Raw genomic sequence first — 14742 nt, 5'->3', positions numbered from 1 at the left:
GGGGCGCTTACTCCGCCAGGGACTTAAGTCCCTGTCTCATAGCTTAAGTCAGTTGAAACTGACTAAAAGCTTGAGTTAGCAGCCTATCAAAACCGAATTTGGTAAGGGAGGGCAAGGGGTAGGTTCTTGGAAAAATAGCCGGCATCGCTCTGATTACGGGGACACTGGCACGGGCTGTACAGGTGCCGGTGGGGCACTGGGAATACAGCGATGTTCAATTTCTTTGGGGAGAAAATCGCTATTTTTTGCGCCTGGAATTTTTGTTAAATAGCAATCGCGTACTGCCAGCAAAAAGCCTTTAATCGCATCGGGAAAACCCGGTTGTGATTCAGCTACGGTTAAGAAACCTTGCCATTTGCTATCGTTATTGCCATAAACATCAATTAAATGCAAACCGGCTAGATATTCAGCTACCGGATCGAGGGTAAACCGGATGTCTTCTTTTGCTGCGCCTACGGTTTGAATCAGGCGGAGTGTTTCTTCCAGATATTTGAGGCGAATTTCTACGTCTTGCGGGTTTAAGGCAGAGAGCGCCGCTATCGCATCTTTAAATTTAGCAGTTGCCGGTTTGTAAGTGGGTTTCAAGCATTCCCAAGCGATGGCTTTGGCATCGGCATGAACCGTGCGCTCATCGAGCCGGTTTGTTGCGACATCCCGGTTAATTTCATTGACATATTCTAACATCAAATCAGGGATTGTTTCCGGCAAATTCTCATCTTTTTTGCCTTCTTTTCTGGCTATCACTAAATCAGCATACAATCTAGCCAATAAAACTGTGGTACTTCTTTGTTGCCTTTCTGCCTCTTCTAAGAGTCTGGCAAAGTCAGCGCATAATTTGTGAAAATCAGGCCCTTTCAATAGAGATGGTTTACCCAGTTTATCCAAGTATTTTTCCATGAAATCTGCAAGCTTAGCGCCTTGTATTTTCTGGGGTTGAATCGTGGTTTTGCTATCTTTGCCGAGGCTGCTTTTCAGCCGCGAAGTAACGACTAAAGCATTGATGGGAAATTCTGATGAATCCGGGTCAATTTGCTTTTGCGTGGCTTCGGTCATTTCTGAAAAGTGGTCTACGATGACCAGAAGGCGGCGTTGTTCCAGCAATTTTTTTACCAGGGTTTCATCAATCGCTTGGGGATGGTGGGTGAGGGTTTTCAGCTTTCCTCGAATCGCTTCTAGAAACGGATGTTTGCCTTGGGGAATTTGGGTGCTGAGTTCTTCTTCTATGAGAATGGGAAGCTGCCGGTGTTTGCAGAGACGTTTGGTTTGATCTGACTCCATTGCCCACAGTGCCATCTGACAAGCGATGCTGGTTTTGCCAATGCCGCCTTCGCCATAGAGCAGCAAGCAGATACGCTTTTTGTTGAAGGTAGCTTGCAACTCTGTAGCCTCTAAGGAAATTTTTTTATCGTCGAGTTCAACATCAACGGGGACGTAGGTGGCACGACGTTTGACGGTTTCTAGCTTGCTAAATTCTTCATGGAATGTTTCGATATGTTTAGCAACCCAGGCATCAAGAACTCTGGGATGGTAAACAAAAAGACTGAAAAACGTGAGGTCACGAATGCGGATGGGTGCGCCTCCCAAGGTTTCAGGGAGTTTAAATTCGTAGGGTTTGAGGGCGTCGTTAATTCGCAACAGCCACCGGGGACGCAGCCAGAAAATTGTTAACCATAGGGAGGGGAAGAAGAGGAGATAGAAAAGGATGCCGGCTCGCCAGGGATTTTGCTGAATCCAATAGGTTAAATTGGCATTTCTTTGGGCTTTGAGGGCGTTGAGGGACAGATGAAAAGTTCTAATATTGTCTGCTGAGAATTCAGCTTTAGGCGCTTCGAGGATTTTTAAAGCTGCCTCCAAGTCTGAGATTGTTTTATCCAACTCCTTTGGTGATAGGGTGTTTGCTTTTTCTTGAAGGCTAAGCGCGATGCTTTGCAAGGCAGAAGCGGCATTGCCACGCACCTCGTCATTTTCATCTTTGAGAGCGTTAACCAAGTCAGGGACAGCGGCTTTGGCTTCTGTGCCGATCTTCCCCAAGGCAGAAGCGGCACGGCTACGCACGTAGGCATTTTCATCTTTGAGAGCGTTAACCAAGTCAGGGACAGCGGCTTTGGCTTCTGTGCCGATCTTCCCCAAGGCAGAAGCGGCATTGCCACGCACGTCTGCATCTTTGTCGTTAAGAGCGTTAACCAAGTCAGGGACAACAGCTTTGGCTTCTGTGCCGATGCTCCCCAGGGCAGAAGCGGCATTGGCACGCACGCGAGCATTTTCATCTTTAAGAGCGTTAATCAAGCCGGGAACAGCAGCTTTGGCTTCTGTGCCGATGCTGTCTAAGGCAGAAGCGGCACTGCTACGCACGTAGGCATCTTTGTCGTTAAGAGCGTTAACCAAGTCAGGGACAGCAGCTTTGGCTTCTATGCCCATCCACACCAACGACCAAGCCGCATGGCTACGCACGTCTGCATCTTTGTCATTGAGAGCGTTAACCAAGTCGGGGACAGCGGCTTTGAATGCTGCCGACAATGCTGCCGACTTTGAGCTATCGAAGCTCATTCCTACTAGAGACTGGGCAGCAATACGGCGCATTCGTGTATCCGGATCTTTTAGTGCTTTGACAAGAACCGGAACGCCTTCACTGTTATCGGTGTCACCTAGCGCAGCAGCCGCTAGCCAGCGCACTCGCTTATTCTTGGACTCCAAGGCTTTGATCAGGGCCGGGACAGCCGGCTCACCGATTTTTTCCAGTGCATCGCCTGCACCTTGGCGGACTAGCAAATTATCAGATTCCCAGGCTTTGATGAGTTGGGGAACGGCGGGTGCGCCAAGTTTGGCTAACGCTTCAATCGTTTCGTCACGGTTAAATTCATCAGCGGTTTTTAATTTCTCGATCAGGGGCGCAACCTGTGTGACACCGGCATCTTTCCCACGTTGATTTTGCGCCCAAGCACTGCCGGCTACCAGTACGGGCAATGTCAGAGACAGGAAAAGAACGGTGAATGCAGCGAACAGAGATTGCCGGCGATGTTTAGTCATTTGAGTAGAAGTTGTTGTTGAGTTGAACAACCTCAGCAATTGGAATAATAATATCTACATTTTAATCAGGCACGTTTACGCAAGCCGGCTGAGAGTGCCGGTGGATTTTCGCTAAAAGTACCGCAGCACAATGCCGGCAACCCTCAGACAGGTTGGCAATTCAGTTTAACCGTAAAATTTTGCTTTAGAAAAGCGCCTCACCTGGCTCATTTTCCTCAGCAGCGGGAATTGCACTGATAAACGCATCCAGAGAATTGACTTCAATCAGCACCTCTAGCAGTTCCTCTAGTTGATCCCCATTTAAGGCTTCTAGGGCAGTTTGTACAGTAGCCGGCACCTCTCCAAATTTGCGTGGAAGCTGGCGTTGCAATATCCGCAAGGCTAATCGTTTCTGCTCTTTCTGTACCATTTGCTGATACATGGGAGATTGCTCTAAAATTGCCATATCAAACCTCACGATTTGTTGAATTCGGACGGGGTTTAAAACATAGGTGGCAAAGAAACCTAAGAGGCTTTCCAACTCGCTTAACTGTTGGTCACTTCGTAGGATTTGGATAGCCCGAACGACGACAGATTCCTGCGCCCCACCCCTGAGTAAGGGAGAAAAGGGAAGTAAGGCTTTGAGTGTCGGTTGAAATGCCACCTCAACATCTACTTCCCAAAGGTTAATGACGCGATAATCTTGACGTGCTTGTAAGCCGAGAAAGTTGGATTCATAGCGGTTGGGAATTTGGACGGCTGTTTCTGGCTGAAAAATGTTAATCAAGACGGGATAAACCGGCAAGTTATATTTTTCTTCTGCCAGCGCCGCATAAGCCCGCATCCGCTTTGGCATCCGAGTGTCATAGCGAAATTGTAGCTCGTTTAGTACGAGAAATTCTCCTGTTTCCGGGCTGCTTACTTTGACGATGACATCGCTTTCTCGCCCGATCCATTGAAATTCAGAACTGATAATTTCGTCTGCTTCGATATCAGGACGCTGTGTTACCCATTGCACCCATCCATTCGGATCTAGACTGATTAATCGTTTGCTGCCGGTGTCTGCTTTTGCCATTTGGATTTAGGCGTAAATGCTCTATTCAATTAAAGCATTTTTTCCGACTTCTAAATGATGGAGAAAAGGAGGAAAAAGAGAACCGACAGCATCGCTTAGTCATTAATGATTAAGCAATCCAATTATTGCCGGGTCATTAAAAATCCCACATCACTGGATTGTCATCTAAATTATCTGTAACAGTGCGCCCGATGGTATCAATTTCTGCTAAATCATCTGCCGATAATTTAAGAGTGCCGGCTTTCGCATTTGCGGTTGCTTGTTCTGCATTCCGCGCCCCAACAATTGCACTAGATTGCGGTTGAGCGATTAACCACGCCAAAGATAACTGAGCGAGGCTGCACTGATTACGTTCGGCAATCGGACGCAATTTATTTAAAGCTTCCTGCACTCGTTGATAATTCTCTTTATCGGCAAACAACTTATTTTTTGCCCGGTTATCGCCTTCCTCAAATTTGTGATCGGGGCCAAATTTGCCGGTTAATAATCCCTGTGCAAGTGAAGAATATGCGAGAATAGAAATATTCTTGTCAACACAATAAGGCATTGTCTCTTTTTCCACCCAACGCCAAAATAAAGAATAGGGCGGTTGTAAACTATCAATCTGTCCATACAGTGAAGCTTCTTCTATCTGTCCGCGAGAAAAATTAGACACGCCAATCGCTCGAATTTTTCCCTGTTCCTTCAATCTCTTCAGAGCGCCCATCGTCTCTTCAACTGTCACAAATTCACTGTTCCAAGTTCCAGCCGGCCAATGAATTTGGTAAAGATCGATATAATCTGTTTTGAGATTTGTCAGGGAACGCTCACACGCTTCAATCACTAGATTACGGCTGAGATGATTCGAGAATACTTTCGTTGCGTAGACGACTTTATCCCGTACAGATGAGAGCGCTTCTCCGACTATCCGTTCTGAGTGTCCCTCCCCATAAACTTCTGCGGTATCAAAGGTTGTGATCCCGGCATCATAGGCAGCTTTCAATGCTTTTATGCTGTCGGCATCCTCAATTCCCACCCACATTCTTTTGCCGGTTTGCCAAGTCCCCATAATGATTGGGGTAATTTTCACGTCAGATGTGCCTAGAGTTCGTGTTTCCATGCTTATTTTTTAATTCTGCTTTTTTGAGTATATTTGGTTTTTTAACCGCAGATTCCACAAATTAATGCAGATAGGTCTGTGTCAAGTTAAGGTTTGGTAGTTTAATCTGAAAGAAAGAGGTGATGTGGTTGCTATGGAATTAATGACTTCTCACGCACTGAAAGAATGGGCTGTCGCCGTCGATGCCCTGGAAGCCGGCAAAACTATCATTCTGCTGCGGAAAGGCGGCATACGCGAAGAAAATGGGCGCTTTCGTGTTGATTACGACAAGGTTTTTCTCTACCCAACTTATGAGCATCAACAGCCGAATCTGCTGAAATCTGAATATGCCGGCAAGGTGATGCCGGTGGAGTCTGGCTGGCATCCGGAAACGGTTCGGATTGGTTGCTGGGCTGAAATTACTGATATTTTCCCAGTTGCTCACGAGCCGGCAATTAAGGCACTGTTACCTTATCATATTTGGAACGAGCAATTTGTTAGCGAACGTCTCAAATGGAAGCCGCGCCAGCCGATTTATGTGCTGCTACTGCGGGCTTATAAACTTCCGCAACCACAAGTTATTCCATATCGCCCAGAATACGGTGGCTGCAAATCTTGGATCGATCTGGTTGAACCGATTTCAATGGAAGGGGCAGTGCCGGTTTTAAGTGAGGGTGAGTATATTAAACAAGCGAATGCTATTCGCCGCACGATTGCTAATCCGGAGTTGGTTTCGTTGTGATGCCGGTGTTGGTAAGTGAGGGTTTTAGAAAAAACTGGAATTAGAAAATTTTTAACCGCAGATGCACGCAGATAAACGCAGATGATAGCGCAGCGTGCCGTCAGGCATATACAGATAATTTATCTGTGTGCATCGGTGATTTTATCTAATCTAAACTGTTCCAAAAGTAACGCCGAATTGTTTTAACCATTTACGATAAGCTATGGAGGCGCGATCACAAGGTAGGTGAAATTCTGCCGGCAAATCTAATGGGAGACGCTTAGGTTGCTGGGATTCCACAATCGGAATATCTTGCCGGACAACTTTATCTTGAAATGCTCGTAATTCTGCTTCTGGGATCTCATGCCCGTAATTCATGGTGATCCACATCCACCCTAAACATTCTTCCTCATTCACCGGCGTGACGGTAAAGAAAATTGTCAATTCGCCGGCTGGCGACTGCTTCACAAAATACGCCGTCAGGGGGCGCAAGACGCGGTAATTGTAAGTAACTTCTCCTCCCGTGCCGGTGCCGTCTGGATCGGGTTGCCAGACGCGCACATTGCGGAGTGAGATGCCATTTTTCTCGACTTCCACTTCATAGTCTGCGGTGGCGGTACGGTTGCGATCGCCTAGCAATCCATCATGCACGAATGGGAAATGGGACACATCTAGGAAATTTTCAATGGCTCGAAATCCGCTGGAATGGTATTTGTAAGAGCCGCAGAGGAATTTGCGAAAAGCTGGATTTTCCCACTCTGGAAAGGAAGGTGGGATGATGGACTCAACCTCGGAATCGTCTTTTTTATCTTTGATTATGGCTTGCGAATCTGCGCCAAGACGCACCCAAATTAAGTCATAAAATTCGTATGCCTGGTAAGTTTGAACATGGGCGCGTGCCGGCGGCAGTAAATCTGGATGGGCAGGTATGTATGTACATTGTCCTTTAGTATCGTAAGCTAAGCCATGATAGGGACAAATGAGGGTATCACCGGAGATATTCCCCATCGAAAGACGCGCACCTCGGTGAGGACACACGTCTTTCCATGCCATGATGTGATCTCCGTTGCGCCACAACACTAAGTTTTCTCCCAACAAACGTGCCGGCAGGATGGTTGCCGGTGGCAAGTCTTCCGATTTGGCTACAACGTGCCAGTCGTTGAGTAAAATTGCGTCAGATGTAACCATTTTTGATACTTATTGAGTTATATCAATTACGACAAAAGCAGTTTTAGAGCGAGTTAATATGAAGCTATAAATTTTTCCATCTCTTAAACAATTATACTATTTTTATTTAGCATATACTTCGATACAATAGAATTAAAAATCAACATAAGCTGCTGCTATCTGGGCTATGCGATATGGTAGAAAGCACTCCATCTGAGATTCCAGTGTTTCCAGCCGGCGATTTACTGAGTGAGGAACCACAATTGGAAACTTACCGGCATCTGAAACAATTAATTCTACTATTAACCTGCTTAGAACGGTTGTGGGGCAGCCGGCAGGATTTCTTTGCCGGCGGAAACATGAGTATTTACTACAGCACCCGGCAACGTAAATCAGAAGACGTGCGGGGGCCAGATTTTTTTGTTGTTTTAAACACCGAACGCAAAGAGCGCAAAAGTTGGGTTGTTTGGGAAGAAGACGGCAAGTATCCTAACTTAATTCTAGAAATTCTTTCTGATAGTACGGCTCAAACTGACCGAGGGTTAAAAAAACAGCTTTACCAAGATATTTTTCGCACTCCTGAATATTTTTGGTTTGACCCTTATAAATTAGAATTCAAGGGGTTTAAGCTCATCTACCGTCGCTATGAAGAGATTGAGCCAAATGAGCGGGAATGGCTTTGGAGTGAGGAATTGCAATTGTATTTAGGTATTTTAGAAGAACAGTTGCGGTTTTTTACCCCAGAGAGAGAACTGGTTCCCACTCCAGAAGAAGCGGAAGTGCAAGAACGCCAACGCGCAGAGGCGGAACGCCAACGAGCAGAAAATGCTGAAGCAAAAGCGGAACGTTTACGGCAAAAGCTGTTAGAAATGGGAGTTAATCCAGAGGAGTTTGGATAGAGGAAAGATTTTTTAACCACAGATTCCGCAGGTGAAACTTGAATGTGCTGCGCTCGTCATCCAAGTTCCACCTGCGTCCACAGATAAACACAGATAAAGATAGAATTTAGCTATCTGTGTTTATCTGTTTTGCTGGCGGCTTAATAATCCTTTTGCTTGTAAAAAATCACGCACGACTTCTTCGACTTTGCGAAATTCTCCATCGACTTGATAGTTCATTTGCTGCATTTCCTTGGCAGTGATGATTCCTCCCAATGCCTTGAATGCTTCGCGTAATTTGGGGTGTTTTCTTAAAGTTTCCTTGCGGACAATTGGCACGGCTTCGTAAGGAGGAAAATATTGCTTATCATCCTTGAGAATTACTAAATTTAACGTGGCAATTTGACCATCTGTTGAGTTGCCGGCAACCATATCGACCTTTTTCTCGACTAACGCTCGATACATTAACCCCAAATCCATAATTTTGGGAGATTTTTCAAATTTTAACCCGTAAGTTTTAGCTAATCCCGGAAATCCATCCTCTCGCTCAATAAATTCGTAACCGAAGCCGGCTTGCCATTGGGGTGTATATTTAGCGGCTTGCGAAAGTGTGGCAATATTCAAGCGTTGAGCATCTGCGCCGCGCACAACCATTGCAAAGGTATTTTCAAAACCTAATGGTTCTGTTACTTCTAACTCAAACTTACTGGCATATTGTTGTTTAACCTGCTTGTAAACTGCTTTAGGGTTGCTGATTGTTTTCTCTTTTAAAATAGAAGTGAAAGCAGTGCCGGTGTATTCAATATAAGCATCTAGTTGGCCAGACTTTACGCCTTCGTGACAGATGCCGGTGCCGCCTAAGTTAAGTTTTCTTTCAACTTTTAAGCCGGTTTTTGCTTCGATCTGCTGCGCTACAAGCTCTCCTAAAATGACTTGTTCTGTGAAATTTTTTGAGCCAATCACAATGTCACCGCCGCCACCACCGGCTTTGTTTGTATTGCAGCCGGCAACGATACAGGCAAAAGTCAAAATGCAAAAAGCAAAACAAAGAAGTCTTTTCACTTTTCAATCATTAATTGTTTTTCAAACCAACCGATGGCAAAATCTACAAGTAATGCCAGCGCGGCTGCCGGAATTGCCCCAGCAAGAATTAGCTGGTTGTTGACGACAGAAATACCCCGAAAAATAAACACCCCTAAGCCGCCGGCACCAATTGCCGGTGCGATGGTTGCAATACCAATGGCAATCACAGTAGCGACTCGCACACCCGCCAAAATAACGCCCAGTGCCAGCGGAATTTCGACTTGATAAAGCAGTTGCCAATCAGTCATTCCCATCCCGCGACCGGCTTCTCGAACTGCTGGATCTACCCCGATAATTCCGGTATATGTATTGCGGATAATCGGCAGCAGCGAGTACAATATAAGCGCGACAATTGCCGGATTATTGCCAATTCCCCCCAGCAATGGCACAGAAATCAAAAAGCCAAAAAGTGCCAAACTCGGAACCGTTTGCATAACATTGGCAAAACCCAAAATAGGCTTGATAAATCCTGGCTTGCGGGTGATTAAAATTCCCAAAGGAATGCCGGCTAAAGTAGCAATGGCAATGGAAATCCCCACGAGTAATAAGTGTTCGCCGGTGCGTGTTAGAATTTCTGTGGCGTATTTAAACAGAAAAAAATCAGTATTCATTGCCCATCCTGCGTTGGTTCAAGCGATTTCAGACAAGCCATAAAAGCGCAGGCTTCTGGGTGTTGCGATCGCAAAAATTCTGCCGACGTCCCTAACACCACCATTCGACCTTCCTCCATTAAACCAATTCGCGTGGCTAAAATGAATGCTTCTTGAATGTCGTGAGTAACAAAAATGACCGTCTTTCCTAATTCTTTTTGCAGCCGGCCAAACTCTTTTTGAATTTCCAATCGTGTAATCGGATCGAGTGCGCCAAAAGGTTCATCCATCAACATCACCGGCGGATCGGCAGCGAGTGCTCTAGCGACACCAACCCGCTGACGTTGTCCTCCAGAAAGTTGATGGGGATATCGGTTTACAAAGTCCTCTGGAGCTAAGCCAACTAGATGCAATAATTCATAAACTCGTGTTTTAATTTGCTTGGGTTTCCAACCTTCCAAAGCCGGCACTAAACCGACATTTTTCTCAACTGTGAAATGGGGAAATAACCCGATTTCTTGAATCACATAACCGATACGCCGACGCAGTTGAATCGGGTTCCATTCAGTTGTGGGTTTACCTTGCACCAAAACTTCACCACTGGTGGGTATCAGCAGGTGATTAATCAGTTTCATCGTGGTAGTTTTGCCGCTGCCGCTGCGTCCCAAAAGTACCAGCGCTTCTCCTTGACGGACGGTGAAATTTAAATCTGACACCAGTTTCCGGTGGTTAACGGTGTAACTCACCTCCCGGAATTCAACAGCAATTTCGTTATCTTTTTGCATAGTTTTTTTCAATGCTGAATAAAGTTTACTACAGCATTGAGTAATAAGCAGTGGGTGCCGGCACCACTCCACAAAATGCCAGAATTTCAAGATAAGATAATTATGTCATAGTTAGAAATCGAAATAATGTTATGAAAATGATTGAAACGGTTGCTACAGTCACAGAAAATCGCCAAATGACGGTGCAGTTACCTCCAGATATTACCCCAGGTGAGCATCACGTGGTGCTAGTAATTGATGAAAAGCCGGTGAATGAAGTGCCGGCAACAAAAAAAGAACGTCCCCCGCTAAACTTCCCAGTACGCAGTTACGGCGCTTGGCCGGCTGACCTTTCCCTGAGACGTGAGGATATTTATGGTGATGATGGAAAATAACGCTATATTTTTTCTCGACACCAACATTCTAGTGTACGCGAATGTTGAAGAGTCTCCGTTTCACGAAGTTGCGCTACAGGCGATTCAACGCCTTTATGATGCTGGCAGCGAGTTATGGATCAGCCGGCAGGTATTGCGGGAATATTTAGCCACCCTGACTCGTCCTCAGCAATTTACTAATGTCCATCCTATTGAGGTATTGATTGAGGATGTTCGCCTATTTCAAACTCAATTTCGCGTGGCTGAAGATAATGCAGAGGTAACGGAACAACTTTTAAGGCTGATGGAGGAAATACCTGTCGGTGGCCGGCAAGTACACGATGCGAATATTGTTGCCACGATGTTAGTTTATGGAATTGGTCAATTACTCACGCACCATGTTGCAGATTTTAACCGCTTTTCTGAATTAATTTCTGTGGTGCCACTTGTGGGAAATGAGGCTTAATAATAGAAAACGGTTTAAGATATATATAACATTTTAAGCCGGCACCAGGATGAGGTTAAATTATGTCTGCCGTCACTCAAAAACCCGTCCACCAACTATCAATTACCTGGCCCTTACTGCCCGATGATTTTATCCTGCCTGACGATCCTGTGGAAAATACCGACCAGCCCTTAATTGCAGCGGCACTGAGTCAACCTTTGAGCTTCTTGCCTGAGTTATCGCAAGAAGCGCTGATCGTGTCTAATTTTGCCTTGTGTGCGGCGATAGACGAGCGAATGATCTGCAAAGCACCAGACTGGATGTATGTGAAGCCGGTGCAGCCTTGGCAGTCAAGCAAACCCCGTCGCAGCTACACACCGCACACACAAGGAACGATCCCGCAAGTCGTGATGGAGTTTCTATCAGCAACTTACGGTGAAGAATATTCTGTTGAGTTTACTGAAAGTGTGGGCAAATGGTTCTTTTATGAACAAGTTATTCAAGTTCCCATCTATGTGATTTTCCGACCAGATACAGGTCGCATTGAGGTTTATGCTCTAGAATCTGGGCACTATAAAACCCAAAAACCGAATGAGCCGGGGCGTTATTGGATTCCAGGTTTAGACTTATTTTTAGGAGTTTGGGAAGGTAGCCACGAACTGAGAACCGGCCATTGGTTACGTTGGTGGGATGCTGAAGGAAATCTGCTGTTATGGTCAGAAGAACGAACTGAACAGGAACGGCAACAAAAGCAGGTAGTGCAGCAGCAACTTGAGCAGACGCAAACGTTGTTAGAACAGGAACGACTTAGGGCGCAAGCGTTAGAAGAAAGGTTGCGTTCGCTGGGGATTGATCCAGAGCAATTATAAGGTTGAGAATAGGGGAAAATTTCTGCCGGCATTAATTTTAGATATCACTAAAGCTTGTTTATTCCGTAAATTGACATTGTCCCCAAGTCATATCAGTAAAATATTTGCGATTTGATAATTATTTGATCGTTATTTCTTTATAATAAACTTCTTTGGCTTAAAGATAGTAAAGGCAATTCTCCTAAAAATAAATCGGCACAGAAGAATTGCCTTTAAAGCCAAACACATTTTTTCTTCAAAACAACCGGCTAACTATTTGCCTCAAGCAGTTCGTTTTGCTTTTCCCTTCTTTCCTGTTGCTGCAACATCAACAGACTGATTAAATGCACAGTTGCCAAAGCGATTGCACCCAATGGCAAGGCGTAACTGTGTAGGGCATATAAATGTTGCACAGTCACCGTACTCACCCCGCTACCACCTGTTAAAATTGCAACTAATTGGGAGCCTATTAAAGGAATCGCCTCAATCGTTGCCACCTCAATGCGGAAACGCCAGAAACCTTCCTGACTCCAATCTAAAAGCATTGCAGTCCAACCTAAACCAATTGCCGTCAAAACGAGCAAAATATTGCTAATCCAACCGGCAATCCAACTGCGGCGAAACTTTTCACCCAGAAACATCACCACAATTTGAATTAATCCCAGCCCAACTAATCCATTACCGGCAATATTATGCACACTCCGAATTAGCCAACCAAACGGAACTTCATTGGTGATAGTTTCCAGCGAATTATAAGCACCACCGGCACTCGGTTGGTAATAAAACGCCAAAAGCCCGCCCGTAATTGCCGCCATTAGCGCCAGTGTCAAAATTGCGACAGACAATATTGTTGCCAGTCGCCGTAGCCTAAACTCCCAGCTTACATCGATCATGGCTATTTTGTACTTTTATTAAGGTACTCTATACTTTTGTAACGCAGTTATTAAAAAAAAGCTCAAAATTTTTCAACAGATGTGCAATCTACTCCCCAAGGAATAGCAGCCGGTTTGCACACAGCCTAAACTGTGCGCCTGCAAATCAGCTCAGACTCCCTTAAAATAACGGGGAACCGGCAACTAAACCAACTGATGGCGCGTACATCTACCATTACATTTGATCGCGGCACACTCATTTTGCACCCACCCCCAAGAGGTAAAGCCTGGGTGGAATTTGCAACGTGGGATGATCGCGTTGAGAAATTTCGCATCCCCGCCATCGACTACCGCCCTCTCATGGAAGCGCTGCAAGCCGAAGGCACCCAAATCAGCGACGAAGCCAAGGCATTTGAACCGCTGGAACTCAATGCCAGTATGGAAATGGAACCTTACGCCCATCAAAGTGAAGCGTTGCTAGCGTGGAAGCAGGCGGGACGTTGCGGGGTGGTGGTATTGCCGACGGCTGCCGGTAAAACTTATTTGGCGCAACTGGCAATGCAAGCCACCCCCCGCAGCACCTTGGTTGTGGTTCCCACGCTAGATTTGATGCACCAATGGTATGCACATTTAGAGGCAGCTTTCCCAGATGTGGAAGTGGGATTGCTGGGGGGAGGTTCACGCGATCGCACCCCGATTCTTGTTGCAACTTACGACAGCGCCGCCATTCATGCAGAAACTTTGGGCAACCGCTACGCCCTGATTGTGTTTGATGAGTGTCATCACTTGCCCACCGACTTCAACCGCGTGATTGCAGAGTATGCGATCGCCCCCTACCGGCTGGGATTGACTGCAACCCCAGAGCGCACAGATGGGAAGCATTCCGATTTAAATACTTTAATCGGCCCAGAAATTTATCGCAAGACGGCAGAAGAACTTGCCGGCGGCGCACTTGCTAACCATGAAATTGTACAGATTAAAGTCAAACTTTCTAAACTAGAGCGTGATCAATATACGGAACTGATTAAAACTCGCAACGAATTTTTGCGGGAATCCAATATTTCCCTCGGCAGTATCAAAGGCTGGCAGCTATTTGTGCAAGCCAGTTGCAGATCGCCGGCAGGAAGACGCGCCATGTTAGCCCACCGGCAAGCCAAAGATATCGCTCTCGGAACGGGCGGAAAATTGCGAATTCTGGCAGATTTATTAGCCCAACATTACCCGGAACGTATCTTAATTTTCACGGCAGATAATGCCACGGTTTACCGCATTTCTCAGGAATTTCTAATTCCCGCGCTCACCCATCAAACACCTGTTAAAGAACGCCATGAAATCCTCACCCGATTTAAAGCCGGTGAATATAAAGCTTTAGTAGCCTCTCATGTTTTAAATGAGGGTGTTGATGTGCCAGATGCTAAAGTTGCCATCTTGCTATCGGGGACAGGTTCTCAGCGCGAGTATATTCAACGGTTAGGGCGAGTTTTGCGAAGGGGAACGGATCGGGATAAAGTCGCAATTTTATATGAAGTTATAGCGGAAGATACGGCTGAGGAAGGAACGTCTCAGCGCCGCCGAGGAGAGAATAAATATGAACCGCACAAACGTGAAGAACCCTTGGAGAAAAAGGCTAAGAAGGATGAGAAGAAATACCGGCAGCTAGAAATTTTGCCTTCCCCTAAAACTGATCCTTCTATATCCCCTGAAGCACCAACGCCTCTGTATGGCGTTTCTAAGCGAGTTTCTAAGCGTGCGGCTGAGTCGAAGGAAAAATGGGGTGAGGAGGCAAAGGAGCAGGATAACGAGGGAACAGAGGAGTAATTTTTTTCCAGACGAAGATAGAA

At 45.9% G+C, this 14742-nt stretch carries 14 protein-coding genes; 6 read left to right on the top strand and 8 right to left on the bottom strand.

Features of this window, described 5'->3' with window-relative positions:
- Nucleotides 1–153: 153 nt before the first annotated feature.
- From H6F73_RS19670 to H6F73_RS19660, 3 genes are all read right to left on the bottom strand, one after another.
- Nucleotides 154–3027 carry a HEAT repeat domain-containing protein gene (locus H6F73_RS19670; protein WP_190760452.1) on the bottom strand — a complete coding sequence of 958 codons (2874 nt, stop codon included), beginning with the start codon at nucleotides 3025–3027 and terminating at the stop codon, nucleotides 154–156.
- A gap of 184 nt (nucleotides 3028–3211) precedes the next feature.
- Nucleotides 3212–4081, bottom strand: a complete 870-nt coding sequence (locus H6F73_RS19665) for a DUF4351 domain-containing protein (RefSeq protein WP_190760451.1) — start codon at nucleotides 4079–4081, stop codon at nucleotides 3212–3214.
- A 136-nt stretch (nucleotides 4082–4217) separates the two neighbouring features.
- Nucleotides 4218–5180 carry an aldo/keto reductase gene (locus H6F73_RS19660; protein WP_190760450.1) on the bottom strand — a complete coding sequence of 321 codons (963 nt, stop codon included), beginning with the start codon at nucleotides 5178–5180 and terminating at the stop codon, nucleotides 4218–4220.
- 133 nt (nucleotides 5181–5313) lie between these two features.
- Between H6F73_RS19660 and H6F73_RS19655 the strand changes: the two genes are divergently transcribed.
- The gene (locus H6F73_RS19655; RefSeq protein ID WP_190760449.1) at nucleotides 5314–5901 is read left to right on the top strand and encodes a DUF1802 family protein; all 588 of its coding nucleotides are present in this window, start codon (nucleotides 5314–5316) and stop codon (nucleotides 5899–5901) included.
- Nucleotides 5902–6051: 150 nt separating this feature from the next.
- Here H6F73_RS19655 and H6F73_RS19650 read toward each other — a convergent pair whose 3' ends face one another.
- Nucleotides 6052–7068, bottom strand: a complete 1017-nt coding sequence (locus H6F73_RS19650; protein WP_190760448.1) for an aromatic ring-hydroxylating dioxygenase subunit alpha — start codon at nucleotides 7066–7068, stop codon at nucleotides 6052–6054.
- Between the two features lie 173 nt (nucleotides 7069–7241).
- On the opposite strand from H6F73_RS19650, the gene H6F73_RS19645 reads away from it, so the two are divergent.
- Nucleotides 7242–7946 (top strand): Uma2 family endonuclease, encoded by a 705-nt coding sequence (locus tag H6F73_RS19645; protein WP_190760447.1) that lies wholly within the window; start codon nucleotides 7242–7244, stop codon nucleotides 7944–7946.
- A 120-nt stretch (nucleotides 7947–8066) separates the two neighbouring features.
- On the opposite strand, the gene H6F73_RS19640 is transcribed toward H6F73_RS19645, so the two are convergent.
- From H6F73_RS19640 to H6F73_RS19630, 3 genes are read right to left on the bottom strand one after another with little or no spacing between them, the layout of a single operon-like run.
- Nucleotides 8067–8987, bottom strand: coding sequence for a glycine betaine ABC transporter substrate-binding protein (locus H6F73_RS19640; protein ID WP_190760446.1), 921 nt, complete (start codon nucleotides 8985–8987; stop codon nucleotides 8067–8069).
- Nucleotides 8984–9619 carry an ABC transporter permease gene (locus H6F73_RS19635; protein ID WP_190760445.1) on the bottom strand — a complete coding sequence of 212 codons (636 nt, stop codon included), beginning with the start codon at nucleotides 9617–9619 and terminating at the stop codon, nucleotides 8984–8986. Before H6F73_RS19635 ends, H6F73_RS19640 begins: the two co-directional genes overlap by 4 nt.
- Nucleotides 9616–10383, bottom strand: a complete 768-nt coding sequence (locus H6F73_RS19630) for an ATP-binding cassette domain-containing protein (protein ID WP_190760444.1) — start codon at nucleotides 10381–10383, stop codon at nucleotides 9616–9618. Before H6F73_RS19630 ends, H6F73_RS19635 begins: the two co-directional genes overlap by 4 nt.
- Before the next feature lie 131 nt (nucleotides 10384–10514).
- On the opposite strand from H6F73_RS19630, the gene H6F73_RS19625 reads away from it, so the two are divergent.
- From H6F73_RS19625 to H6F73_RS19615, 3 genes are all read left to right on the top strand, one after another.
- Entirely contained in the window at nucleotides 10515–10757 is a 243-nt protein-coding gene (locus H6F73_RS19625; RefSeq protein WP_190760443.1) for a hypothetical protein, read from the top strand.
- Nucleotides 10744–11202 (top strand): type II toxin-antitoxin system VapC family toxin, encoded by a 459-nt coding sequence (locus tag H6F73_RS19620; protein WP_199330667.1) that lies wholly within the window; start codon nucleotides 10744–10746, stop codon nucleotides 11200–11202. Before H6F73_RS19625 ends, H6F73_RS19620 begins: the two co-directional genes overlap by 14 nt.
- A 62-nt stretch (nucleotides 11203–11264) precedes the next feature.
- Nucleotides 11265–12050 carry a Uma2 family endonuclease gene (locus H6F73_RS19615; RefSeq protein WP_190760442.1) on the top strand — a complete coding sequence of 262 codons (786 nt, stop codon included), beginning with the start codon at nucleotides 11265–11267 and terminating at the stop codon, nucleotides 12048–12050.
- Nucleotides 12051–12298: 248 nt separating this feature from the next.
- Here H6F73_RS19615 and H6F73_RS19610 read toward each other — a convergent pair whose 3' ends face one another.
- Nucleotides 12299–12922, bottom strand: coding sequence for a cytochrome b N-terminal domain-containing protein (locus H6F73_RS19610; RefSeq protein ID WP_190760441.1), 624 nt, complete (start codon nucleotides 12920–12922; stop codon nucleotides 12299–12301).
- 195 nt (nucleotides 12923–13117) lie between these two features.
- Between H6F73_RS19610 and H6F73_RS19605 the strand changes: the two genes are divergently transcribed.
- Nucleotides 13118–14719, top strand: coding sequence for a DEAD/DEAH box helicase family protein (locus tag H6F73_RS19605; RefSeq protein WP_190760440.1), 1602 nt, complete (start codon nucleotides 13118–13120; stop codon nucleotides 14717–14719).
- Nucleotides 14720–14742 lie beyond the last annotated feature (23 nt).

Source organism: Microcoleus sp. FACHB-68, assembly GCF_014695715.1.
Classification (GTDB): Bacteria; Cyanobacteriota; Cyanobacteriia; order Cyanobacteriales; family Oscillatoriaceae; genus FACHB-68.
The sequence above is the reverse complement of the archived record's forward strand: the minus strand, read 5'-3'. Positions and strand labels throughout refer to the sequence as shown.